Below are 23,384 nucleotides of genomic sequence, written 5' to 3' on the forward strand. Positions count from 1 at the left end.
ATTTTAAAAAAACAATCCTTACACAATTAATTCAGTAGTATTTATTGCTGTTTATTCCTGAATATATAATAGTCAGTTCTTCTGTTGACAAATTTTAGAAAAACTTTACCTTTGTTTAAAATCCATACAAATGAACAAGAAAGTAATTCTAATGATATTAGACGGTTGGGGAAAATCTCCTGACCCTAAAGTATCTGCAATCGATAATGCTAATATTCCTTTTATAAACAGTCTTTATACAAAATATCCGAGTGCACAACTAAGGACCGATGGTTTAAACGTAGGTTTACCTGAGGGACAAATGGGAAATAGCGAAGTAGGGCACATGAACCTGGGTGCAGGCCGTATCGTTTACCAAGATTTAGCAAAGATAAATTTGGCTGTTGCCAATAATAGTCTAGCCAAAGAACAAGTTCTAATGGATGCCTTTCAATATGCTAAAGACAACAATAAAAAAGTACACTTTTTAGGATTAGTTTCTGATGGTGGTGTGCATTCTCATACTTCTCACCTTCGCGGATTAATCGACGCTACTCAATCTTATGGATTAAAAGACGTCTTTATCCATGCGTTTACTGACGGTCGTGATGTAGATCCTAAATCAGGGAAAAATTACATTCAAAATTTAGAAAACTATATTGCAAATAAGTCGGTGAAAATCGCGTCAATTACAGGTCGCTATTATGCAATGGATCGTGATCAAAGATGGGAAAGAGTTAAACTCGCCTACGATTTGATTGTGAATGGTCGCGGAACTCCTGCTCTAGATCCTGTAGTAGCAATCGAACATAGCTACACTAACAATATTACAGATGAGTTCATCGACCCTATAGTGATAGTGGATAATAATGTTAAACCTATCGCAACTATTGAAGAAGATGACGTTGTTATTTTCTTTAATTTTAGAACAGACAGAGGAAGAGAGTTGACTGAAGCTCTTTCACAGCAAGACTTCCACGAACAAAACATGCATAAGTTAAATTTGTACTACGTTACCTTGACTAACTATGATGAAACGTATAAGAATGTAAAAGTGGTTTACAACAAGGATAACATCACAGAAACCTTAGGTGAAGTTCTCGAAAAAGCTAATAAAACTCAAATTAGAATTGCCGAAACTGAAAAATATCCGCACGTAACATTTTTCTTTTCTGGAGGGCGAGAAATACCTTTTAGAGGCGAAAAAAGAATATTAAAAAATTCTCCAAAAGTACCAACATACGATTTGCAACCAGAAATGAGCGCATTTGAATTAACAGAGGCTTTAGTTCCAGAACTTGAAAAAGGAGATGTAGATTTTATATGTCTTAATTTTGCCAATGGCGATATGGTAGGCCACACCGGAATTATGAGTGCTGCTATCAAAGCCTGCGAAGCTGTTGATCAATGTGTCGAAAAAGTAATTACCGCAGCTTTAGCTAGTAATTATACCACGATTGTTATCGCTGATCACGGAAACTGCGAGACAATGATGAATCCTGACGGAAGCCCGAATACAGCTCACACAACTAATCCAGTGCCAATTATTCTAGTTGACAAAGATTTAAAACACATAAACAATGGAGTTCTTGGGGACATTGCACCTACGATTTTAGAATTAATGGGAATAGAAAAACCAGCTGTAATGACGTGTAATTCTCTTTTGTAAAAAACAATTTAGAGATACAAATAAAATAATCCAATAGAAAAGCTGTTCCTTTTTCGGGACAGCTTTTCTATTATCTTCCAATACATTTTAAAAGTTCTTATAAAATCGTACTTTTGCCAGCTGAAAATAACAAATATGATTATAGTTAAATCCCGTGAAGAAATAGAATTAATGCGCGAAAGTGCTTTAATAGTATCGAAAACATTAGGAATGATAGCTTCCGAAATAAAAGAAGGAGTTACCACTCTATATTTAGATAAATTAGCCGAAGAATTCATTCGTGACCATGGAGCTGTTCCTAGCTTCCTTGGTTTATATGATTTCCCGAATTCCCTTTGCATGAGTCCGAACTCACAAGTAGTTCACGGAATACCTAATAATAAACCTTTAGAAAGTGGCGATGTAATATCAGTAGATTGTGGTGCTTTTAAAAATGGTTACCATGGTGACCACGCATATTCCTTTGAAATTGGCGAAGTCGCTCCCGAAACAAAAAAATTATTACAAATTACTAAGGAGTCATTATACGTAGGTATCCGCGAATTTAAAGCCGGAAATCGCGTAGAAGATGTTGGTAATGCGATTCAAAAATATACTGAAGCACATGGTTACGGAGTTGTTCGTGAGTTAGTAGGACATGGACTTGGTCAAAAAATGCACGAAGATCCTGAAATGCCTAATTATGGAAAACGCGGTCGCGGAAAACTTTTTGTAGAAGGAATGGTTGTAGCAATTGAGCCCATGATCAACTTGGGAACAAAAAACATCAAGCAGCACAAAGACGGTTGGACAATCACCACCGCCGATGGAAAACCGAGTGCCCATTTTGAGCACGATGTAGCGCTTGTAGATGGCAAACCAGAAATATTATCCACATTTGCTTATATATATCAAGCATTAGGAATTGTGAGTACTGAAGAGGATGAATTTAGAAAAGTGCCATTGGTGTTATAATTATTTCGCAAAGATTCACCGAGGCTGCACAGAGATTCGCGAAGATTAAAAAATAGCATATGGAAGATGAAAATTTAGAGTTAAACGCTGAAATAAATGCTCTTTCATATAAAGTTATTGGATTAGCAATTGAAGTACATCGACATCTGGGGCCAGGTCTTTTAGAATCTGCATATCAAGAATGTCTGTTCTACGAAATTATTAGAGCTGGATTAAAAGTTGAAAAAGAAATTACTCTTCCAATAATCTATAAAGAAATTAAACTTGATCAAGGATATCGAATCGATCTATTAGTTGAGGATAAATTAGTCATTGAATTAAAAACCGTTGAAAATTTCACTTCAGTCCATTTTGCTCAAATACTTACCTATTTAAAGCTTGGAAATTATCCTTTAGGATTATTAATCAATTATAATAGCACGATTTTAAAAAACAACATTAAACGATTTATTAATTCTAATACAGAAATTTAAAAACTCTTTGCAAATCTCTGCGAATCCTTTGTGAATCTCTGCGTAACAACTTATGAAAAAACTTTTCAAATTAATACTCAATACCATCCCTCGTCCATTACTTATTCGTTTAAGTTATGTAGCTCGTCCTGTTCTGGCTTTAGCTTTAAAAGGAGATAAATTTACGGATCCAATTGACGGCCGAAGTTTCAAAACTTTTTTGCCGTATGGTTATGGAACACAAAGAAACAATGTGCTTTCGCCAAGTACACTTTCCTTAGAAAGACACCGCTTATTATGGTTGTTTCTAAATGAAGAATCGGACTTTTTTACATCAAGTGTAAAAAAGAAGGTCCTTCACTTTGCCCCTGAACAAGCCTTTTACAAATTATTCAGAAACCAGAAAAACCTAGATTACACGACTACTGATTTATTTTCCCCATTGGCAGATGTAAAAGCAGATATCTGCGATTTACCATTTGAAGACAATCAATATGACGTCATTTTTTGTAATCATGTTTTAGAACACATCCCCGACGACACGAAAGCTATGGAAGAATTATATCGCGTTTTGAAACCTGGCGGAATGGCCATCTTGCAAATCCCGCAAGACTTATCTAGAGCAACAACATTCTCTGATGATACGATCACAGACCAAAAAGAGCGCGCCAAGATATTTGGACAATACGATCATGTGCGTATTTATGGTCGTGATTATTTTGATAAATTGAGAAGTATAGGATTTAAAGTTATAGAGGAAGATTACACCAATAAAATTGCTCCAGAACTGGTAGAAAAATATTGCTTGGCAAAAGGAGAAATCATTCCTGTTTGCTTTAAATAGAGCATCGAATACTTATAAAAGTACTGGCATAATAATGGTACTGCTAAATTTGTTATATTTACATATCCAGCAATATAAAACTTATGCCTAATTCTTTTTTTCGAATAGTATTACTTCTTTTCATCTTTACTTCAGCTGCTGCACAAGTAGAAAATGAAGTCGCTCCCCCATTTAACATCAAGACTGTTTCCTTTTTTCAAAACAATGAAAATATTGTTCCGATATTTCCATTAGGCAGCGGATTCCAATTACAATTTGATGATTTGTACGGCAATGAAGCCGATTATTATTACGAAATAATTCATTGCGACTACAACTGGAAACCCTCAGACATTCCGAAAAACGAATACTTACAAGGTTTTGACAACCAAAGAATTCAAGACTACACCAACTCTTTCAACACCTTACAAATCTATTCTCATTATTCCCTATCGCTCCCTAATCAGCATACACAGCAGTTACGCATCAGCGGAAACTACATGCTGAAGATTTTAAATAATGACAAAGAGACCGTATTTACAAGAAAGTTTATTTTGTACGAAGATTTAGTAACTGTTCCCATTCAGGTAAAACGAGCAAGAACAGTAAGCAATGTAGAATACAAGCACAACCTGGACTTTTCTATAAAATCAAAAACTATCAATTTTCAAAATCCTTTGAAAAATGTAAAAGTGGCTATACTTCAAAATGGTAAATTCAATAGTGCAATAAAAAATATTCCACCGCAATACACCATTGGTAATGATCTCATTTATAAATACGATAGTGAAACCCAATATTGGGCTGGTAACGAATTTTTATATTTCGAAAATAAAGATATCAAGGTGGCTAATAATAACATCTCAAGAGTTGATGCAAGTACCGCTATCTATAACGCCTATTTATACACCAACAATGCACGTGCAAATTTCCCTTATTCTAATACAGAAGATATAAACGGTAACTTTGTCGTTCGCAATTTTAATAGTGAAAACAGCGCTGTGGAAGCTGATTATGCCTGGGTTTATTTCAGTCTCTCCGCCCCCACTTTTAACAACAACAATGCTATCTATATCAACGGAATGTTCAACAATTATAGCCTGACTCCTGAATTCAAGATGGATTACAATCCTAAAAAAGGAATTTATGAAAAAGCCCTTTTAATAAAACAAGGATTTACAAATTTTGAATACGTAGCTGTTGATCGAAAAGGAGCGATCGATAGTGAAAATGCAATAGACGGCAATTTTTATCAAACGGAAAATGCTTACTCGATTCTAGTTTATTATCGCGAAAACACAGATCGATATGACCGTGTAGTTGGCAAAGGAAATGCTAACTCCTTAAATATCATCAATTAAAAAAAAGATTTCAAAAAAGAACAATAGGCAATCAAAATTTTGTAGTTTTGTTATCTATTACACACTTAATTAGCATTTTATAATGGTATCTCAAATAACAAGAGGCATAAAAATATCAGTATTGACTAGTTTTGAAGGAACTTACTTCAAGAACTACAAGATCCACTTTGCCTTTAGTTATCAGGTGACGATAGAGAACCATAGTAAAGATTCTGTACAGCTAAATTCTCGCCATTGGGAAATTCATGACTCTTTAAATAATATCGAAATTGTTGATGGTGAAGGAGTAATTGGAAAAAAACCAGTTCTAAAACCTGGCGAACTTCACACCTACAGTTCTGGATGTTTATTAGCCTCTCCTTACGGTGCTATGAAAGGCTATTTTAACATGATTAACTTTACTAGTACAAAATCCTTTAAAGTTTTTATACCTACATTTAAATTATGTGCTCCCTTTGCGCTTAATTAATATTCCCCTTTCCGAATATATTTCGTTTTCTTATCCTTTATTTATCAAATTTTTAAATTATCCTTTGTACTTTTGCTGCAAGATAAATTATTCGTGCTATTTCGAATAATATACCTATACAATTGTCTAATCTTATCTGTAAACTAACAGATTAACAAACTACAATATCATGCTAAAAGGATTTTTTAACGTACCAAAGGCAGTAAACGAACCTGTAAAAAGCTACGCACCTAATTCACCTGAAAGAGTAGCCGTTCAAGCAGCTTACGCAGAAATGTGGAATTCTAAAATTGACGTACCTCTTTATATTGGAAGCGAAGAAATTAGAACTGGAGATACTAAAACAATGTCAGCGCCTCACGATCACCAACATATCGTAGGAACATATCATCAAGCTGAAAAATCACATATTGAAGGCGCCATTGCAACGGCATTAAAAGCCCGAACACAGTGGACTAAAATGGCATGGGAACAACGTGCTGGTATTTTCTTAAAAGCAGCTGAGTTGATCGCAGGTCCATACAGAGCCAGAATTAACGCTGCAACAATGATTGCTCAATCTAAAACTATATATCAAGCTGAGATTGATGCTTCTTGTGAATTGATTGACTTTTTACGTTTCAACGTAGAGTACATGACTCAAATTTACAGCGAGCAACCAAAATCTAATTCAGACATGTGGAATCGTGTTGAATACAGAGCATTAGAAGGTTTTGTATATGCTATTACTCCTTTTAACTTTACCGCAATTGCCGGAAACTTACCATCTTGTGTTGCTTTAATGGGTAACGTAGTAGTTTGGAAACCAGCAGCAACTCAAGTATATTCAGCAAATTTATTGATGCAAATCTTTAAAGAAGCAGGATTACCTGATGGTGTAATCAACATGGTAATGGGAGATTCAGCAATGGTAACTGAAACCTTATTAGCTAGTCCAGATTTCGCAGGAGTTCACTTTACTGGTTCAACAGGAGTTTTTAATGATATTTGGGCAAAAATTGGAACAAACATCAGCAATTACAAAACATACCCAAGAATTGTAGGAGAAACAGGTGGAAAAGATTTTATTATCGCACATCCATCAGCTAACCCAAAACAAGTAACTACAGGAATTGCTCGTGGTGCTTTTGAGTACCAAGGTCAAAAATGTAGTGCTGCTTCTCGTGTATATGTTCCACAAAGTTTGTGGCCAGCTGTGAAAACGCAATTAGAAGCTGATTTAAAATCAATGAAAATGGGTTCTCCAGAAGACATGAGTAACTTTATTACTGCTGTTATTTCTGAAGGTTCATTTGACAAATTAGCTCGTTTTATTGATCAAGCTAAAAAAGATACAGATGCTGAAGTAATCATTGGTGGAAACTATGATAAGTCTAAAGGATATTTCATCGAACCAACCGTTATTTTGACAACAAACCCAAAATACAGTACAATGGAAACGGAATTATTCGGTCCTGTTGTAACTATTTATGTGTATGAAGACGCAAAATGGGCAGAGACATTAGAATTAGTTGATACTACATCAGAGTACGCATTAACTGGAGCTGTTTTCAGCCAAGACCGTTACGCAATTGAAGAAGCTACAGTAAAATTGCAAAATGCTGCAGGGAACTTCTACATCAATGACAAACCAACTGGTGCTGTGGTAGGAATGCAGCCATTTGGTGGAGCAAGAGGATCAGGAACAAATGACAAAGCAGGATCCATGCAAAATTTATTGCGTTGGACATCAGCAAGAACGATCAAAGAAACTTTTGTAACTCCAGTAGATTACAGATACCCTTTCTTAGGTGAATAAACAAGTTTGAAAGTCGAAAGACTTAATGAACTTCACAATCATAAAAAAGCCGAATCTAAATTTAGATTCGGCTTTTTTTACATTATTCTGTTTCCATAGCTACTATCTTTCGACTTTACGACTTTGGACATTATGACTCTAAAACGTTTGCTTCAACGGCAAGTGCACCACTTTCTTCGTCTCAAAAAATTCATCTTCAAAGAAATCAGCTAAGTCATATTGAGTTGCTTTTGGGAAGTCTTTTAATTCCTCTGTCAAATCTCCGCCTTTTAGATAGAGAATACCATTTTTAAGTTCGTGCTTGCTTTTCTTCTTTACTTTATCTTTTATCCAAGACACAAAATCGGGCATATTAGTCACGGCGCGACTTACGATAAAATCAAAATCACCTTTAACTAATTCTGCTCTTAATTGCTCTGCTTTAACGTTTGTAAGTTCTAATCCGTCAACAACTGCCTGAACTACTTTAATTTTCTTCCCAATGATATCAATCAAATGGAAACGGGTTTCAGGGAAAAGAATCGCTAATGGAATTCCAGGAAACCCACCACCAGTTCCCACGTCGAGAACATAAGTACCCGGCACAAAATCTATAATTTTAGCAATCCCTAAAGAATGCAATATATGCTTTGTGTATAAAGCGTCAATATCTTTTCTCGAAATAACATTAATTTTTTCGTTCCAATCGTGGTACAAAAAGTCTAACTTTTCGAATTGCTCCTTTTGGAGATCTGTCAAATTAGGAAAATACTTAAGAATCTCGTCCATCGTTCAAATTTTTTAACAAAAGTACAGTTTTTAACTCTGAAATATTTCACTCAATTTGGCATACTTAAAATTTATAATAATTATCTTTGAAACTTATTACATTTTTATATGATCAAAACACCTCCTACATTTGCTAAGCAAGATAAATTAAAGTTCTTCAGAACGCTTAACTCTCGGGTAAACAATTACTTCAAGGAAAATAATATTAAAAAAACGGGGAATTGGAAACTCCATTTGAAAACTATTATCCTGATAACTGTTTTTCTTGCACCTTACTTTTTAATCTTAACATTAGACATGCCTTTCTGGGCGCATTTATTGTTGACTATAGTTATGGGTATAGGAATGGCTGGAGTAGGTATGAATGTAATGCATGATGGAAATCATGGTTCTTATTCTAATAAAAACTGGGTCAATAAATTCATGGGTGGTACCATTTATATTCTTGCCGGAAACGTACACAACTGGCAGGTACAACATAATGTATTGCACCACACTTACACCAATATTCCTGGTCATGATGAAGATCTAGATGCTGGAAGAATCATCCGATTTACAAAAGATGCAAAATGGCATTCTTTCCATCGTTTTCAACAATATTACTCCGTATTTTTATACGGTTTATTAACTTTCAATTGGGCTATTACAACCGATTTTAAGCAAATGAAAAACTACCTAAAAAGAAAATTATCCTATGGTGAAGCCAAAAGCCCAAAAGTGCTTTGGACAACTTTAATCATCACAAAAGTTATTTACATTTCGATTTGGATCGTATTACCAATCGTTATTGGAATCACTTGGTGGAAAGTATTAATCGGCTTCTTTATTATGCACTACACTGCAGGATTGATTCTGAGCATCGTATTTCAACTAGCTCATGTTGTCGAAGAAACAGAAAATCCTTCTCCAAACGAATTAGGAGAAATGGGAAACACCTGGGCAATACACCAACTTTTTACTACGACTAACTTTGCTCCAAAAAACAGAATAGTAAACTGGTACACTGGCGGTTTAAACCATCAAATTGAACATCATATTTTCCCAAATATTAGCCATATTCATTATGGTAAAATTGCTAAAATTGTAAAAGAAACGGCAGAGGAATGTAATTTACCTTATTACGAATACAAAACAATGCGAAGTGCTGTTATTGCTCATTTCAAGCATTTGAAAGAATTGGGAATGAAGCCTGCAATCTAGAGTCTAACTTTATAGAAATTAGCGGCAGCGCATTTCTATGAAAACAAATAAATAATTAACCTCCCTTGTTTCTATAAAAAACTAGGGCAATCAACACTTTTTTAATGAATCATTTACTTTCAGACAGAATTAACAACCTTGCCACATCACAAACATTAGCAATGGCAGCATTGGCAAGAGAACTAAAAGCACAAGGAAAAGATATTATCAGTTTAAGTTTAGGTGAGCCTGACTTTAACACGCCAGACTTCATAAAAGAAGCAGCAAAAAAGGCGATTGACGAAAACTATAGCACCTATTCTCCAGTAGAAGGATACGGTGAATTGAAAGAAGCTATTTGCCGAAAATTTAAAAGAGACAATGATTTAGATTACAAACCTTCTCAAATTGTAGTTTCCACAGGAGCAAAACAATCTTTATACAACATTGCACAAGTAATGTTAAACGATGGAGACGAAGTAATTTTACCAGCACCATACTGGGTTTCTTATTTTGAAATCGTAAAGCTTTCAGGTGGAGTTCCCGTTGAAGTTCCTACTTCTATTGACACTGATTTTAAAATCACCCCAGCACAATTAGAAGCAGCGATCACACCTAAAACAAAAATGATGTGGTTCAGCTCTCCTTGTAATCCAAGTGGTTCTGTTTACAATAGAGAAGAGTTAACAGCATTAGCTAAAGTATTAGAAAAACACCCTAACATTATTGTGGTTGCAGATGAAATCTACGAGCACATCAATTTCTCAGGTACTTTTTGCAGCATTGCATCTATTCCAGGAATGTTAGAAAAAACAGTTACCGTTAACGGAGTTGCCAAAGCATTTGCAATGACAGGATGGAGAATTGGTTATATTGGAGCACCAGAATTCATCGCTAAAGCGTGTACAAAAATCCAAGGTCAAGTAACTTCTGGAGCTAATAGTATTGCACAACGCGCTACTATTACTGCCGTAGATGCTGATCCATCAGTATTAAACGAAATGGTTCAAGCTTTCCATAGTCGTAGAGATTTAGTGGTGGAATTATTGAAAGAAATTCCTGGAGTAAAAATCAACGTTCCTGAAGGAGCATTTTATGTATTCCCTGACGTTTCTTCTTTCTTCGGAAAAACATTAAAAGGAACCGAAATCAAAAACGCAATGGATTTATCAATGTATCTTTTAGCTGAAGCTAATGTAGCAACGGTTACAGGTGACGCTTTTGGAAATCCAAATTGCATCCGTTTCTCTTATGCAACTAGTGATGACATTTTAAAAGAAGCGCTAAAAAGAATTAAAGACGCATTGGCATTATAGTCAAAAGTCATAAAGTCTACAAACCAACTTATATACTAAATACCTCAGGAGATTTTTCTGAGGTATTTTTTTTGACACATGCAGCACTTAATATAAACTACCGATTTGATTTTTAACACAATACAATAATTTTATAAAAAAGCACTTAAATATTGTAAGAGATACAAACTTTTCAATTCTCATCTTTGTATTATACTAATCATTAAAAATATAGATTATGTCACATACAGATGAAAACAGAAAAGAGATTATTGATACATTAGATGGATTAATTGAAATTCTTGAAGACGGGAAATTAGGATATACTAACGCAGCTGAGCATGTAGAAAACGCAGCTTTGAAAAGCGAATTCTTGCAGCATGCACGTGAACGTGCCTTATATATCGTAGAGCTACAAGATGAGATCAATAGATTAGGAAAGTCTACTGACGCCGCTGGAGGCGGAGTATTAGGAGCGATACACCGCGCTTGGATAGACATTAAATCAACTTTTACAAGCGGTGACACTGAAGCGATTGTTAACGCTTGTATTACAGGAGAAGAAGCTGCGATTGAAAAATACGAATCGGCATTAGAAAAAGAGGAACTTCAGCCCACTCAAAGTGCACTTATTTCAAAACAATTAAATGGCATCAAAGCTGTTTTAATGAGTTTGAAAGCAAAAAATTAACACAAAAATAGGTTTATAGAGTTGCATAGAACGCACATATTTCCAAATATAAAATAGTTTAAGGTTCAGAGTTTCATAACTTTGAATTTTAAACTATTTTTGTTTTAGGCCGTGACCACAAGGGTCGAGCTATATGTTGCAATCTTTTATTCCTTCCGCTAGCGCTTCAGGAATAAAAGGATTCCCACTACTATCCCTCACGCAGAAAACATCACGCTCAAACAATCACATGCAGAGATAAATCACGAACTGTCCCTCCAAAAAATACAATACATGAAAATACTACTTCTAGGCTCTGGCGAATTAGGAAAAGAATTTACAATTGCTGCACAACGCATCGGGCAAACCATAATTGCAGTCGACAGTTATGAAAACGCACCCGCTATGCAAGTCGCTCATGGTTTTGAAGTCATCAACATGCTTGACGGCGACGCCTTAGATCGCATCGTGGCTAAACACAAGCCTGATTTTATTGTCCCTGAGATAGAAGCTATTCGCACCGAACGTTTTTACGATTATGAAAAACAAGGGATTACTATAGTTCCCTCCGCAAAAGCGGCTAATTTCACAATGAATAGAAAAGCAATCCGCGATTTGGCCGCCAAAGAATTGGGCTTAAAAACAGCCGATTACCGCTACGCCACAACTGCCGATGAATTGCGAAAAGGAGTTGAAGCAGTTGGAATGCCTTGTGTAGTAAAGCCATTAATGAGTTCGTCTGGCAAAGGACAATCAACCATAAAAATAGCAGCCGATATTGAAAAAGCATGGAGTTATGCCGTGGAAGGATCAAGAGGCGATGTTGTAGAAGTGATTGTAGAAGCTTTTGTTAAATTCAATTCAGAAATTACGTTATTGACCGTTGTTCAAAATAACAATCCTACTTTATTTTGCCCACCAATTGGTCACCGTCAAGAACGTGGCGATTACCAAGAAAGCTGGCAGCCAGCAATAATTTCTGACAAATACTTATATGAGGCACAAGACATGGCCGAAAAAGTTACAGAAGCTCTCGGTGGCGCTGGCCTTTTTGGAGTCGAGTTTTTCTTGACTGATGATGGTGTTTATTTTTCAGAACTATCCCCTCGCCCGCATGATACAGGAATGGTAACTTTGGCAGGAACACAAAACTTCAATCAGTTTGAATTGCATTTACGTGCGATTTTAAGCTTACCAATATTCGAAATTACTTTGGAAAAAGCAGGCGCAAGCGCAGTAATTTTAGCTTCTGAAAATAGTAGCAGCCCCGGATTTTCAGGATTAGAAAAAATCGCAGCTTTACCTAAAACAGATTTTAGAATATTTGGCAAACCCAGTTCACGACCGTTTCGAAGAATGGGCGTTGCTTTAGTCAATGATAAATTAGAAACTCCAATTGAAGAAATTGTTAATAAAGCTAAAGAAGCCGCTAAATTAATTACCGTTCAGCCATAATTATTTTTTAGAATCCCGAAATGTTTTGGGAGTCATTCCCGTATTTTTTTTAAACAGTCGCACAAAATAGGAATAATCATCATAGCCTAATTTTGTTGCGACTTCATTTACCGTTAGGTTTTTATTCATCAGCATTCGTTTAGACTCCAAAATAACTCGGTGAATAATAACTTCGGTTGTCGTCTTTTTCAAAATCTCATTACATATCCTATTCAAATGTTTCAACGTAATATTAAGATGCGAAGCATAAAAAGAAGCCGCTTTTTCAGTTTTAAAGTTACTTTCTAAAAAGTGCTCAAAATCCTTAATTTTTACATTATAAGAATGCGCTTCATGAACATGATTTTCAATATACTTTCTGGCAAGTTCGATATGAATACTATCTAACAGGTTCATGATTTTATCCTGCTTCAACATTTTATTTGCCTTATTCTCTTCAATCAAACTATTAAAGTAAGGCAAAATCGCTTTTATTTCATCATTATCCAACAAAATCTCAGGGCTATTAGTCACCGAAGAATAATAAGGATACTGGTCAATTGATTTCTGTCCAAAATAAAGATTATACATTTCATAAGAGTAGAAAACTACAAATCCTTCAATATCGTCTGACAAATCCCAATTATGTATTTGTCCCGGTTGTAGAAGAAAAACACTTCCTGACTGGATTGAAAAGCGATCAAAATCAATCTCATGTGTTCCCGATCCATGCGTAAAAAAAACCAAAACATAAAAATTATGCCGATGTGGCTCTTCTACAAAACCATGACTGATTAAATGATTACTAAACGTATTAATATACAAATCACTATTTACTGAATTACAGTTAAATCGCTGGATATCGTAAATAGGGTATTTTTTCATAATTACAGAAATGTCTTTATTGTGCTATAACTAGCGAATATACAAAACAACTAGAACATAGATAATAAATACCTTTGAAAAAAATTACAACATGTCAAACTCACTTGTTCACATCCTTAATAATGATTGTCCAAACTGCTTAAAGGGTAAGGTTTTTAAAGAAAATAACATCTTTTTCAAATTCACTTTTCCAAAAATGAACGAACATTGCCAACACTGTCATTTCAAATTTGAAAAAGAACCAGGTTACTTTTTTGGCGCTATGTATGTCAATTATGGCTTATCGGTAGCACAAGGAATTGCGACTTATGTTATCGCCCATTTTTTCTTTGAAGAAACTTTTGACTTAAGAATGATCCCAATTATCATGGCTGTGATGTTAGCGCTATCGACGTTCAACATACGACTATCAAGACTGCTATGGATTTATATGTTTAAGAATTATTCCAATTAAAAAGTATCTGATGGGTTGAAAAAAATGACTATATTGTCCTTCTAAAATTTTCAACAAATGAAAAAACACATAACGGCATTATTTTTATTTTCAATTTTACTTGTAAATGCCCAAGACAAAAAAGAGCAACAAAAAACCCAAATCGTAGAAGCTTCCTGTGGCCAATGCCAGTTTAAAATGAAAGGCCAAGGCTGTGATTTAGCAGTACGAATCGACGGAAAATCGTATTTTGTAGATGGAACTGCCCTCGATTCCCACGGAGACGCACATGCTAAGGATGGTTTTTGTTCTAAAGTAAGAAAAGCCGAAGTAGTTGGTGAGGTTAAAAACGATCGTTTTGTAGTTTCACAATTCAAATTACTTCCAGAAGCCAAGAAAACAAGGAAAAAATAGTGTCACTACTTCTTAAAAACATTAGCAAACATATAATACTTAGTCCGGAGGAACAACATCTTTTTTTATCTAAAACTGAAATTCATCATTTTAAATCTAAAACGATAATATTGAGCCCTGGACAGGTTTGCAAATACTCCTATTTTGTAAACTCAGGAGTTTTGAGAAGTTTTAACATCACTGACAATATAGTCGAACATGTCTTAAATTTCGCCTGTGAAGGTTGGTGGATTGGCGACATGTACAGTTTGTTTTCACAAAAACCAGCCATTCTTTTTATCGAAGTTCTAGAGGATGCCGAAATCGTTATGCTTTCCAAAGAAAATCAAGAATTTCTTTATGCTGAAATCCCAAAACTAGAACGCTTTTTCAGAATCCTGACCGAAAACTCTTTGGTCGCTAACCAAGAACGTCTCATGGATAATCTAAGTTTATCAGCAGAAGAGCGCTTTGAAAAATTTCGAATAAAATACCCTACCCTACTTCAGAAAATCTCTCAAAAACAAATTGCTTCTTACATTGGCGTGACACCAGAATTTTTTAGCAAAATGAAATCGAAGTTACTTAGAAAATAATAAACAGTAGTCGGTTTTCAGTCGCAGTCTAGCAATGAATAGAACAGTCGAACTTTTCAATTTTCAGTCACCGTATAATAGAGAAATGAAAACTAAGACTGAAAACTGAGTACTTTCTTAACCTGCGTTAAGTAGCCCAGCTCCGCGAAGTATCCTGATTTTTCGGATCAATACCCTTCAGATGTAATTGAGAAGTATAGTACAATAAAATAAATTATATGTCGCAAAACGCCTTTACCAATTCGCAAAAGAAACCCCAATTCCTATGGTGGTCTGGCTTACGTTATAATCAATTAAGGTTTCGCCAGAGCCGTGAAAAACTTGGGCGTGTCCTCTTAAATGTCCATGAATAGGAAACACATAATTAAGCTGAATATTTCCTTTTTCGAAAGTATGGAAGGAATGATTTATTATGGTATAAAATTCGTGCTTACCAAAATTTGCACCTACTTCTAATTCCGCATCTCCAACGTAGGTTGTAATACCAGGGTTTTCATCTTCGGTGTCTGGCATGCGATACCAAGGTCTAAAATTGACATTCCAATTTTTGTATTCATAACCAATATTCATGATAATTCTATTCCAGCTTCTAGAAAGCGGAATGTCTTTTCCGTTTGATTGATGGTTTAGAATAACACCAAAAGTTCTGATTTTCCCCTTAAAGACATCAATATCCATGGGGAAATTCAAAATTATCTCAGGCTCATAATTCAGCTCTCTAAAAGCTCTAGAAAGTTTTTTATTATAGACTTGCCAATGCGCTTTTTGAGAATACCCTATCCACAAATCTCCTGTACCAAAGAGAATATCTTGAAGTAATTTAGTTTTAAAACTTATTTGAAACTTGGCTTCGATATTATTAAAAATATTTTTATCCCTACTAGAGAACTCGCCACTTTCATTAAAAGGTTCTGCATTACGCTTACTAGACCAACGGGCAGCAGCTAAATAAATAGGCCGATAAGAAACCAGTCTAAAAGTTCCTTTTTTATCGATACTATCCAATTCCCATTTTTGAGACAAGCTTTTTTTAATAATTACTTTCGTAAAATCGACTTGTGAAAAAGCAGAAGTAGAAGCCAAAAGCATAAATAGTATCACTTTGTATAATTGCAGCATGCGAGCTAATTTTAGATTATTTAGAAGGAGCAAAGCTATGTCACAACTCAGCAGACTTTGTTGCATAAATCTTCTTTTAATTTATATAATTATCATGCTTTGAACCAGATCAAAAACAAGTGTTTGAACTCATTATAGACTCTAATTGGTTGCTCTTTCTCCCGAATAAAAACATAAATAAAATAGCAGATCGTTGTTTCTTAATCTAGATTAAGTGCAATTCACTGACTACCTACGTAAATTTGTATTATAATAATCATTAAAATTATTTCATCATGGAAAATACAGTATTACATAAAGCAGACACAAGAGGACACGCAGATCACGGCTGGCTAAATGCTTATCATAGTTTTAGTTTCGCGAGCTGGTACAATCCAGAAAGAGTACAGTTTGGAGCGCTACGCGTTTTAAATGACGATACTATTGCTGGAGGAATGGGTTTTGGAACGCATCCACACGATAATATGGAAATAATTACTATTCCCCTTGAAGGAGATCTAGCGCACAAAGACAGCATGGGAAATACAGAAGTCATTAAAAATGGTGATGTACAAGTTATGAGTGCTGGAACTGGAGTAAAGCACAGCGAATTCAATCCAAATGACGGTCAAAGAACGAAGTTATTGCAGATATGGGTTTTCCCAAACAAACAAAATGTCGAACCGAGATACCAACAAATTTCTTTGAATCCAGAAGAGAGAAAAAACAAAATACAACAAATTCTATCACCAAATGCAGACGATGAAGGCGTTTGGATTCATCAGGATGCTTGGTTTCATTTGGGTAAATTTGACAAAGGAGTGAAAGCAACTTACAATTTAAAAAAAGAAGGTAATGGAGTTTATGCTTTTGTCCTTTCTGGAAATGTAACAATTAATGGGCAAGAATTAGAAACTAGAGACGGCCTCGGAATTTGGGAAGTTAATTCACTAACTATTGAAGCGATTTCAGATGCTGAGTTCTTATTGATGGAAATTCCGATGCAATACTAATTAGAGTAAAATGAAATAAAAATTAAGGAATGGAAAATTTATTAGAAAATGATATTACTGGCCATATTGGGATGGAAAAATACTTGTGTACAATTTCTTGGAGAAACGGCCAGATTATTATGGACGAACCGGAAAACATCGGAGGAAAAGATCTTGGTCCAGATCCATTTTCCACACTTTTAGCCTCACTGGCAGCGTGTACATTATCTACTTTAAGAATGTATATTGATCGTAAAGAATGGGATATTCCTGAGATAAATATTTCGTTAAACTTATACCAAGAAAGCAATCCTAAACTCACTACTACAATTTCAAGATCGATAAGTTTTTCAACAGAAATTGAAGACGACATTAAAAAAAGATTATTAATTATCGCCGAAAAATGTCCGGTGTCGAAACTATTAAAAAATAATATTGCCATCAACACAACGCTATAATTATAAGTGCAAAAAATAATGCAAAAGAATATCCAAATGGCAAATTAATATTGTCCCGCAAAGTTCTAAAAACCTTGACTGAGACTAAACTTTTATACATTATTAATTAAAGCTACTCGTTCTCTCTAGCCCCGATTGAGCCGGCATCCTCGTAGTCCCGACTTTTAGGGACGAAGAGATACAGGCGAAAGCGGGACTGCTGTTATTGAAAAGACCAAAAGTGGTACTCCTAAATGTAATCCTGATAAATCCTAAAAAAATAGTATTTTTGCTCAATATAATAACCCTTCAGCATTTTTTAAGATGCTGAAATAAATTCAGCATCAAATGAAAGCATATGTATTTCCAGGTCAAGGCGCACAGTTCACAGGAATGGGCAAAGACTTATATGAAAACTCCACAGTAGCAAAGGAATTATTCGAAAAAGCAAACGAAATATTAGGTTTCCGTATCACAGACATCATGTTTGAAGGTACTCCCGAAGAATTGAAAGAAACTAAAGTAACTCAGCCCGCAGTATTCTTACACTCGGTAATTTTAGCAAAAACCTTAGAAGATTTTAAACCAGAAATGGTAGCCGGTCATTCTTTGGGAGAATTTTCAGCATTAGTTGCCAATGGAACTTTATCGTTTGAAGACGGACTGAAATTAGTTTCTCAAAGAGCTTTAGCAATGCAAAAAGCATGCGAAATAACACCTTCTACTATGGCGGCAGTTTTAGGACTTGCTGACAATATCGTAGAAGACGTTTGCGCTTCAATTGACGGAGTTGTTGTAGCGGCAAATTACAACTGTCCTGGACAATTAGTAATTTCAGGAGAAACAACGGCTGTTGAGGCTGCTTGTGTTGCCATGAAAGAAGCGGGAGCAAAACGCGCTTTAATATTGCCTGTAGGTGGTGCTTTTCACTCACCAATGATGGAGCCAGCAAGAGAAGAACTAGCAGCAGCCATCGAAGCCACTATGTTTACTACTCCAAGTTGTCCTGTGTATCAAAACGTAACTGCAACTGCAGTTTCATCACCAGAGGAAATCAAGAAAAACTTAATTATCCAATTGACTGCTCCAGTAAAATGGACACAGTCTGTACAGCAAATGATTGCTGATGGCGCTACTTTATTTACTGAAGTAGGTCCCGGAAAAGTATTGGCTGGATTAATTGGAAAAATAGATAAAGAAGCAGCTACGGCGAATGCCTAATTAGTATTCTTTTTCGAAAATAAAAATAATCCCCCTCAATAAAATTTTGTAGGGGATTATTTATTTATCTTTAGATGGAATTAATTCACTTCCCTTTTTAATTTACAAAATCCACAAATATGAAAAAAATTCTTTTAGGCTTAACTTTAATTGCCACTTTATCAATGGTTTCTTGTAAGCAAGAAACAAAAGAGGAAGTAGGCGAAGCTACTGACGCAATAGGTGCAGAAATGGATCAAGCGATAGATACCGCTGCTGCTAGAATTGACACTGCTATTGACTCTACTAAATCGAAAACTGGAGCAGCGCTAGAAAAAGGAGCTGATAAAATGAATGCAGCTAGCGAAAAAATGAGAGAAGCCGCGAAAAACTAATCCAAAAAAATGGCTGCCAATTGGCAGCCATTTTCATATAATTAACTTCTTATTTTCTGCTCCCATTTCCAAGCACTTGCCATCGCTTCTTCAAGTGTAGATTGTGCTTTCCATCCTAGAACATTATTCGCTTTATCCGTATTGGCATAAGCGGAAGTAATATCTCCTTCTCTTCGGGCTACAATTTTATAAGGTAAATTCTTTCCACTTACTTTCTCAAAAGCTTTTATAACTTCTAGCACCGAGCTTCCTGTTCCTGTTCCTAAATTGAACGTTTCTACTTTAGCAACATTCTTTTTATTCAATAAACGTTGTAATGCGATTACATGGGCTTTCGCCAAATCAACTACGTGTATATAATCTCTCACCGCTGTTCCATCAGGCGTAGGATAATCGTCACCATAAACAGAAAGTTCATTTCTTAATCCGAAACCAGTTTGTGTAATAAACGGCACTAAATTTTGAGGCACTCCAATAGGTAATTCCCCAATTTCGGCTGTAGGATGTGCTCCTATCGGATTAAAATAACGCAATAAAATAGCATTAATACCTGATACTTTTGCGACATCAGTTATGATTTCCTCTCCTACTGCTTTTGTATTTCCATAAGGCGAAACAGCTTGTTGCAGTGCAGCGTCCTCCGTAATTGGCATTTTTTCTGCTTGACCATAAACGGTACAAGAAGAGCTAAAAATAAAATTAGCTTCCGGTTTTTTCTCTAATTCTTGCAATACGTAAACTAATGCACTGATATTATTTTCATAGTACAACAAAGGATCTTCAACACTCTCACCCACCGCTTTAGAAGCTGCAAAATGAATTACACCTGAGATATCGTTGTTTCTTTTGAAAAAATCTTGCACTTTATCTTTTTCTCTTAGATCCAATTTTTCGAAAGCCGGAATTTTTCCTGTAATCGCCTCGATACCGTCTAAAACATTTAAGGAGGTATTAGAAAGATTATCTACAATTATCACTTCAAAGCCTTCGTTTTGCAATTCAACAACTGTATGAGACCCTATGAATCCTAAACCACCCGTTACTAGTATTTTCATTTTTTATAATTTTGAAATTATATTTATTTATTAAGAAATTCTAAAACGCTATCCGTTATGAATTTTATTTGTTCATCATCTAATTCGGTATGCATCGGAAGAGAAATCACTTCTTTCACTAATTGATTCGTCACCGGAAAATCTTCTTCTTTATATCTTGTATCTAAATATGCTTTTTGCGAATGCAATGGAATTGGATAGTAAATCGCACATGGAATCTCTTTACTTAATAAATGTTTCATTAAACCATCCCTGTCGGCCTCGATAATACGCAAGGTATATTGATGGAAAACGTGACAATCACAGTTATCGCAAATAGTTGGCGCTATGATATTTTTATGCCCTTCAAATGCCGCCGAATATTTACGTGCTGCATCTTGTCTAGCTTCGCTGTACTCGTTTAACAAAGGTAACTTAGCATTTAAAACTGCTGCTTGAACACTATCTAAACGAGAATTTACTCCCACCACATCATGATGGTAACGCTCATACATTCCGTGATTTACAATTCCGCGAAGTTTATGAGCTAAATCGTCATCATTTGTAAAAATCGCTCCTCCATCTCCATAACAGCCTAAGTTCTTAGAAGGAAAAAATGACGTCGAACCTACGTGTCCAATAGTTCCTGCTTTCTTTTTTGTCCCGTCAGAAAACTTACAATTAGCACCAATCGCTTGTGCATTGTCTTCGATAACATATAAATTATGCTCTTTGGCCAAAGCCATAATAGCTTCCATATTTGCAGCACGGCCAAATAAATGTACTGGTACAATTGCTTTTGTTTTTGGAGTGATTGCACGTTTAATTCCTTCGATAGATATATTCATATTATGCAAATCCACATCCACTAAAACAGGAGTCAATTGCAATAAAGCGATCACTTCGACAGTTGCAGCAAAAGTAAAATCGGCAGTAATTACTTCATCACCCGGTTTTAAATCTAAGCCCATCATAGCAATCTGTAGCGCGTCAGTCCCGTTTGCACAAGGAATTACATGCTTAACATCTAGGTATTCTTCTAAAGATTTTTGAAATTGATGAACCTGTGGTCCATTGATATAGGTATTAGAATCTAAAACTTCTTGAATCGAAATATTAACCGTTTCTTTTATTTTTTCGTATTGACTTTTTAGGTCAACCATTTGGATTTTTTTCATTTATATTTTATTTAAACCAATACCACTATGTTTTAAAAAGACAAAAAGCTGCAAGAAAAGCAGTCTGCAAGCACGAGGTTCGTTTGCAACCCTTTTTTAGATCAAAGGTTTTTTTTATACTTTGTTAAAACTCTTAACTGCAAAAATAAGAATTTAAGGGCTAAGATTTAAATGATAAACAAAAGAAACTGTATTTTAGCCAAATAAATTTTCCGGTATGCTTTTTCTTTATAACATAGTAATCCAAATTACTGGTTTAACACTAAACTTCATTGCTCTTTTCAATTCAAAAATCAAGCTTTTTGTTTCTGGTCGAAAAAATGTTTTCGACATTCTAGAAGAAAAAATAAAGCCTTCCGACAAAACAATTTGGTTTCATGCTGCTTCCTTAGGGGAATACGAGCAAGGTTTACCCGTAATAGAAAGAATCAAAGAGAAATATCCGTCGCACAAAATAGTAGTTACTTTCTTCTCTCCATCGGGCTATGAGGTTCGTAAAAACAACGCCGTTGCTAACGTGACTGTGTATTTACCATTGGACACTAAAAAAAATGCACAGCAATTTCTTGAGCTGGTTCATCCTGACATGGTGTTTTTCATTAAGTATGAATACTGGTTGAATTATCTAAACGAACTGTACAAACGAAAAACACCTACTTACTTAATTTCGGGGATTTTTAGAGAAAAGCAAATGTTCTTTAAATGGTACGGCGATTTTTATAGAAAAGCATTAGACAGTTTCAGCTATTTCTTTGTACAGAATGAAGGCTCCAAAAAATTATTGCAGCAGCTAGGGAAAACTAATGTTGCCGTATCAGGCGATACTCGCTTTGACCGCGTTGCCGCCATTTTAGAGAAAGACAACACCTTAGATTATATTTCGAAATTTAAAAACAATACTCTAACTGTTGTTGTAGGAAGCTCTTGGCCAAAAGACGAAGCTTTATTGTTAGATTTTATAAACTCCAATACATTAAATATCAAATTCATTATTGCTCCTCATAATATCAAGAGCGACCAAATTGAACAGCTAAAAAACAGTATCACAAAAAAAACAGTCTTATTCTCAGAGAAACAAGATAAGAATCTAGGCGATTATGATGTGTTTATCATCGACACGGTTGGAATTCTAACGAAAATTTATAGTTATGCAGACATTGCTTTTGTAGGCGGTGGTTTTGGGAATCCGGGCGTTCATAATTTACTAGAGCCAGCTACTTTTGGAGTCCCAATAATAATAGGACCTAATTATTCTCACTTTGCCGAAGCAATCGCCTTGGTTAATATGGGCGGATGCATCTCCGTATCCGATAAAACTGAACTTAACGATGCGTTTAAAGATTTAATTTCCGACGCTAGTTTTCGAAGTGAAAAAGGTCATATCTGCAGCACTTTCGTATCAATGAACAAAGGAGCAACGACAATGATTTTAAAAAATATTCTAAATGATACAATTTAAACCTTTAGCGCATTCTGACATTGACACTATCGTGGATTTGATGCAGCAGTTCTATGCAATCGACAATTATCCCATTGATATTAAAATATCAAAATCCTTGTTTATAGAGTTCCTCGCTAATGAGGAAATAGGAAATGCATGGCTTATTCTATCTGAAAACGAAATTATTGGCTATGTAATTTTAACCTATATCTTCAGCTTTGAATACCAAGGAAAAATTGCTTTCTTAGACGAATTGTATCTGACCGAAAAAGCAAGAGGAAAAGGTGTTGGCAGTAAAACGATTGCCTTTGTAATAGAGGAAAGCAAAAAAAAGGAATTGAAATTAATCTATCTCGAAATAGAAAATCACAATCAAAACGCACAAAAATTGTATCTTGCCAGCGGTTTTGAATTGCATAATCGAAAATTAATGGCATACAAAACTAGATAA

Annotated in this window: 25 protein-coding genes; 20 read left to right on the forward strand and 5 right to left on the reverse strand. The window is 35.2% G+C overall.

Going from position 1 to position 23,384, the window contains the following annotated elements; genetic code table 11:
- Positions 1-130 precede the first annotated feature (130 nt).
- The 7 genes from gpmI (at position 131) to pruA (ending at position 7,505) form a co-directional block, all read left to right on the forward strand.
- Positions 131-1,648, forward strand: a complete 1,518-nt coding sequence (gene gpmI, locus FQU23_RS01565; RefSeq protein ID WP_147672299.1) for a 2,3-bisphosphoglycerate-independent phosphoglycerate mutase — start codon at positions 131-133, stop codon at positions 1,646-1,648.
- A 135-nt stretch (positions 1,649-1,783) separates the two neighbouring features.
- Positions 1,784-2,602: a type I methionyl aminopeptidase gene (gene map / locus FQU23_RS01570; RefSeq protein ID WP_147672300.1), complete on the forward strand. Its 819-nt coding sequence runs from the start codon at positions 1,784-1,786 to the stop codon at positions 2,600-2,602.
- 59 nt (positions 2,603-2,661) lie between these two features.
- Positions 2,662-3,075, forward strand: a complete 414-nt coding sequence (locus FQU23_RS01575) for a GxxExxY protein (protein ID WP_147672301.1) — start codon at positions 2,662-2,664, stop codon at positions 3,073-3,075.
- 52 nt (positions 3,076-3,127) lie between these two features.
- Positions 3,128-3,898 (forward strand): class I SAM-dependent methyltransferase, encoded by a 771-nt coding sequence (locus FQU23_RS01580; RefSeq protein WP_147672302.1) that lies wholly within the window; start codon positions 3,128-3,130, stop codon positions 3,896-3,898.
- 83 nt (positions 3,899-3,981) lie between these two features.
- Positions 3,982-5,238, forward strand: a complete 1,257-nt coding sequence (locus tag FQU23_RS01585) for a DUF5103 domain-containing protein (protein ID WP_147672303.1) — start codon at positions 3,982-3,984, stop codon at positions 5,236-5,238.
- Positions 5,239-5,320: 82 nt separating this feature from the next.
- Positions 5,321-5,707 carry a Co2+/Mg2+ efflux protein ApaG gene (gene apaG, locus FQU23_RS01590; protein ID WP_132108515.1) on the forward strand — a complete coding sequence of 129 codons (387 nt, stop codon included), beginning with the start codon at positions 5,321-5,323 and terminating at the stop codon, positions 5,705-5,707.
- 169 nt (positions 5,708-5,876) lie between these two features.
- A complete protein-coding gene (gene pruA, locus FQU23_RS01595; protein WP_132108517.1) occupies positions 5,877-7,505 on the forward strand; it encodes an L-glutamate gamma-semialdehyde dehydrogenase in 1,629 nt (542 codons plus the stop codon).
- 138 nt (positions 7,506-7,643) lie between these two features.
- Here pruA and rsmG read toward each other — a convergent pair whose 3' ends face one another.
- Positions 7,644-8,273, reverse strand: a complete 630-nt coding sequence (gene rsmG, locus FQU23_RS01600) for a 16S rRNA (guanine(527)-N(7))-methyltransferase RsmG (protein ID WP_147672304.1) — start codon at positions 8,271-8,273, stop codon at positions 7,644-7,646.
- Positions 8,274-8,381: 108 nt separating this feature from the next.
- On the opposite strand from rsmG, the gene FQU23_RS01605 reads away from it, so the two are divergent.
- From FQU23_RS01605 to purT, 4 genes are all read left to right on the forward strand, one after another.
- A complete protein-coding gene (locus FQU23_RS01605; RefSeq protein ID WP_132108521.1) occupies positions 8,382-9,473 on the forward strand; it encodes a fatty acid desaturase family protein in 1,092 nt (363 codons plus the stop codon).
- A gap of 104 nt (positions 9,474-9,577) precedes the next feature.
- Complete coding sequence (locus FQU23_RS01610) at positions 9,578-10,768, forward strand: pyridoxal phosphate-dependent aminotransferase (RefSeq protein WP_147672305.1); 1,191 nt, start codon at positions 9,578-9,580, stop codon at positions 10,766-10,768.
- A 217-nt stretch (positions 10,769-10,985) separates the two neighbouring features.
- Entirely contained in the window at positions 10,986-11,438 is a 453-nt protein-coding gene (locus FQU23_RS01615) for a ferritin-like domain-containing protein (RefSeq protein WP_147672306.1), read from the forward strand.
- Positions 11,439-11,711: 273 nt separating this feature from the next.
- Positions 11,712-12,872, forward strand: coding sequence for a formate-dependent phosphoribosylglycinamide formyltransferase (gene purT, locus FQU23_RS01620; protein ID WP_147672307.1), 1,161 nt, complete (start codon positions 11,712-11,714; stop codon positions 12,870-12,872).
- Here the strand turns inward: purT and FQU23_RS01625 are convergent, their stop codons facing one another.
- Positions 12,873-13,736 (reverse strand): AraC family transcriptional regulator, encoded by an 864-nt coding sequence (locus FQU23_RS01625; RefSeq protein ID WP_147672308.1) that lies wholly within the window; start codon positions 13,734-13,736, stop codon positions 12,873-12,875.
- A gap of 91 nt (positions 13,737-13,827) precedes the next feature.
- Here FQU23_RS01625 and FQU23_RS01630 point away from each other — a divergent pair, with 91 nt between their 5' ends.
- Genes FQU23_RS01630 through FQU23_RS01640 form a run of 3 tightly spaced genes read left to right on the forward strand, consistent with a single transcriptional unit; the run spans position 13,828 to position 15,158 of the window.
- Positions 13,828-14,190 carry a DUF983 domain-containing protein gene (locus FQU23_RS01630; protein WP_147672309.1) on the forward strand — a complete coding sequence of 121 codons (363 nt, stop codon included), beginning with the start codon at positions 13,828-13,830 and terminating at the stop codon, positions 14,188-14,190.
- 57 nt (positions 14,191-14,247) lie between these two features.
- Positions 14,248-14,583: a DUF6370 family protein gene (locus FQU23_RS01635; RefSeq protein WP_147672310.1), complete on the forward strand. Its 336-nt coding sequence runs from the start codon at positions 14,248-14,250 to the stop codon at positions 14,581-14,583.
- On the forward strand, positions 14,583-15,158 hold the full coding sequence (locus tag FQU23_RS01640) for a Crp/Fnr family transcriptional regulator (RefSeq protein ID WP_147672311.1): 576 nt from the start codon (positions 14,583-14,585) through the stop codon (positions 15,156-15,158). The genes FQU23_RS01635 and FQU23_RS01640 overlap by 1 nt, the downstream gene beginning before the upstream one ends.
- A 234-nt stretch (positions 15,159-15,392) precedes the next feature.
- Here the strand turns inward: FQU23_RS01640 and FQU23_RS01645 are convergent, their stop codons facing one another.
- Positions 15,393-16,343 carry a phospholipase A gene (locus FQU23_RS01645; RefSeq protein ID WP_209282306.1) on the reverse strand — a complete coding sequence of 317 codons (951 nt, stop codon included), beginning with the start codon at positions 16,341-16,343 and terminating at the stop codon, positions 15,393-15,395.
- A gap of 209 nt (positions 16,344-16,552) precedes the next feature.
- Here FQU23_RS01645 and FQU23_RS01650 point away from each other — a divergent pair, with 209 nt between their 5' ends.
- The 4 genes from FQU23_RS01650 to FQU23_RS01665 all read left to right on the forward strand — a co-directional run bounded on the left by FQU23_RS01650 (position 16,553) and on the right by FQU23_RS01665 (position 19,280).
- Positions 16,553-17,269, forward strand: a complete 717-nt coding sequence (locus FQU23_RS01650) for a pirin family protein (protein ID WP_147672312.1) — start codon at positions 16,553-16,555, stop codon at positions 17,267-17,269.
- Positions 17,270-17,298: 29 nt separating this feature from the next.
- Positions 17,299-17,706: an OsmC family protein gene (locus FQU23_RS01655; protein WP_147672313.1), complete on the forward strand. Its 408-nt coding sequence runs from the start codon at positions 17,299-17,301 to the stop codon at positions 17,704-17,706.
- Positions 17,707-18,033: 327 nt separating this feature from the next.
- Positions 18,034-18,906, forward strand: coding sequence for an ACP S-malonyltransferase (gene fabD, locus FQU23_RS01660; RefSeq protein ID WP_147672314.1), 873 nt, complete (start codon positions 18,034-18,036; stop codon positions 18,904-18,906).
- 119 nt (positions 18,907-19,025) lie between these two features.
- A complete protein-coding gene (locus FQU23_RS01665) occupies positions 19,026-19,280 on the forward strand; it encodes a hypothetical protein (RefSeq protein WP_147672315.1) in 255 nt (84 codons plus the stop codon).
- Between the two features lie 41 nt (positions 19,281-19,321).
- Here the strand turns inward: FQU23_RS01665 and galE are convergent, their stop codons facing one another.
- On the reverse strand, positions 19,322-20,335 hold the full coding sequence (galE, locus tag FQU23_RS01670) for a UDP-glucose 4-epimerase GalE (protein WP_147672316.1): 1,014 nt from the start codon (positions 20,333-20,335) through the stop codon (positions 19,322-19,324).
- Between the two features lie 23 nt (positions 20,336-20,358).
- Positions 20,359-21,492 (reverse strand): DegT/DnrJ/EryC1/StrS family aminotransferase, encoded by a 1,134-nt coding sequence (locus tag FQU23_RS01675; protein WP_147672317.1) that lies wholly within the window; start codon positions 21,490-21,492, stop codon positions 20,359-20,361.
- Between the two features lie 217 nt (positions 21,493-21,709).
- Between FQU23_RS01675 and FQU23_RS01680 the strand changes: the two genes are divergently transcribed.
- Together FQU23_RS01680 and FQU23_RS01685 are read left to right on the forward strand one after the other, a co-directional pair.
- The gene (locus FQU23_RS01680) at positions 21,710-22,951 is read left to right on the forward strand and encodes a 3-deoxy-D-manno-octulosonic acid transferase (protein WP_147672318.1); all 1,242 of its coding nucleotides are present in this window, start codon (positions 21,710-21,712) and stop codon (positions 22,949-22,951) included.
- The gene (locus FQU23_RS01685; protein WP_147672319.1) at positions 22,938-23,384 is read left to right on the forward strand and encodes a GNAT family N-acetyltransferase; all 447 of its coding nucleotides are present in this window, start codon (positions 22,938-22,940) and stop codon (positions 23,382-23,384) included. Before FQU23_RS01680 ends, FQU23_RS01685 begins: the two co-directional genes overlap by 14 nt.

The organism is Flavobacterium sp. XN-5 (assembly GCF_008033395.2).
Classification (GTDB): Bacteria; Bacteroidota; Bacteroidia; order Flavobacteriales; family Flavobacteriaceae; genus Flavobacterium; species Flavobacterium hiemivividum.

Bases quoted from the DNA above. Each gene is read 5' to 3' on its own strand.
- FQU23_RS01645 (WP_209282306.1), bottom strand. From the start codon at position 16,343: ATGCAACAAAGTCTGCTGAGTTGTGACATAGCTTTGCTCCTTCTAAAT.
- FQU23_RS01635 (WP_147672310.1), top strand. From the start codon at position 14,248: ATGAAAAAACACATAACGGCATTATTTTTATTTTCAATTTTACTTGTA.
- FQU23_RS01585 (WP_147672303.1), top strand. From the start codon at position 3,982: ATGCCTAATTCTTTTTTTCGAATAGTATTACTTCTTTTCATCTTTACT.
- FQU23_RS01630 (WP_147672309.1), top strand. From the start codon at position 13,828: ATGTCAAACTCACTTGTTCACATCCTTAATAATGATTGTCCAAACTGC.
- FQU23_RS01615 (WP_147672306.1), top strand. From the start codon at position 10,986: ATGTCACATACAGATGAAAACAGAAAAGAGATTATTGATACATTAGAT.
- apaG (WP_132108515.1), top strand. From the start codon at position 5,321: ATGGTATCTCAAATAACAAGAGGCATAAAAATATCAGTATTGACTAGT.
- FQU23_RS01680 (WP_147672318.1), top strand. From the start codon at position 21,710: ATGCTTTTTCTTTATAACATAGTAATCCAAATTACTGGTTTAACACTA.
- FQU23_RS01665 (WP_147672315.1), top strand. From the start codon at position 19,026: ATGAAAAAAATTCTTTTAGGCTTAACTTTAATTGCCACTTTATCAATG.
- FQU23_RS01625 (WP_147672308.1), bottom strand. From the start codon at position 13,736: ATGAAAAAATACCCTATTTACGATATCCAGCGATTTAACTGTAATTCA.
- rsmG (WP_147672304.1), bottom strand. From the start codon at position 8,273: ATGGACGAGATTCTTAAGTATTTTCCTAATTTGACAGATCTCCAAAAG.
- fabD (WP_147672314.1), top strand. From the start codon at position 18,034: ATGAAAGCATATGTATTTCCAGGTCAAGGCGCACAGTTCACAGGAATG.
- FQU23_RS01685 (WP_147672319.1), top strand. From the start codon at position 22,938: ATGATACAATTTAAACCTTTAGCGCATTCTGACATTGACACTATCGTG.
- FQU23_RS01580 (WP_147672302.1), top strand. From the start codon at position 3,128: ATGAAAAAACTTTTCAAATTAATACTCAATACCATCCCTCGTCCATTA.
- gpmI (WP_147672299.1), top strand. From the start codon at position 131: ATGAACAAGAAAGTAATTCTAATGATATTAGACGGTTGGGGAAAATCT.
- purT (WP_147672307.1), top strand. From the start codon at position 11,712: ATGAAAATACTACTTCTAGGCTCTGGCGAATTAGGAAAAGAATTTACA.
- pruA (WP_132108517.1), top strand. From the start codon at position 5,877: ATGCTAAAAGGATTTTTTAACGTACCAAAGGCAGTAAACGAACCTGTA.
- FQU23_RS01610 (WP_147672305.1), top strand. From the start codon at position 9,578: ATGAATCATTTACTTTCAGACAGAATTAACAACCTTGCCACATCACAA.
- FQU23_RS01575 (WP_147672301.1), top strand. From the start codon at position 2,662: ATGGAAGATGAAAATTTAGAGTTAAACGCTGAAATAAATGCTCTTTCA.
- galE (WP_147672316.1), bottom strand. From the start codon at position 20,335: ATGAAAATACTAGTAACGGGTGGTTTAGGATTCATAGGGTCTCATACA.
- FQU23_RS01605 (WP_132108521.1), top strand. From the start codon at position 8,382: ATGATCAAAACACCTCCTACATTTGCTAAGCAAGATAAATTAAAGTTC.
- FQU23_RS01675 (WP_147672317.1), bottom strand. From the start codon at position 21,492: ATGAAAAAAATCCAAATGGTTGACCTAAAAAGTCAATACGAAAAAATA.
- FQU23_RS01650 (WP_147672312.1), top strand. From the start codon at position 16,553: ATGGAAAATACAGTATTACATAAAGCAGACACAAGAGGACACGCAGAT.
- FQU23_RS01655 (WP_147672313.1), top strand. From the start codon at position 17,299: ATGGAAAATTTATTAGAAAATGATATTACTGGCCATATTGGGATGGAA.
- map (WP_147672300.1), top strand. From the start codon at position 1,784: ATGATTATAGTTAAATCCCGTGAAGAAATAGAATTAATGCGCGAAAGT.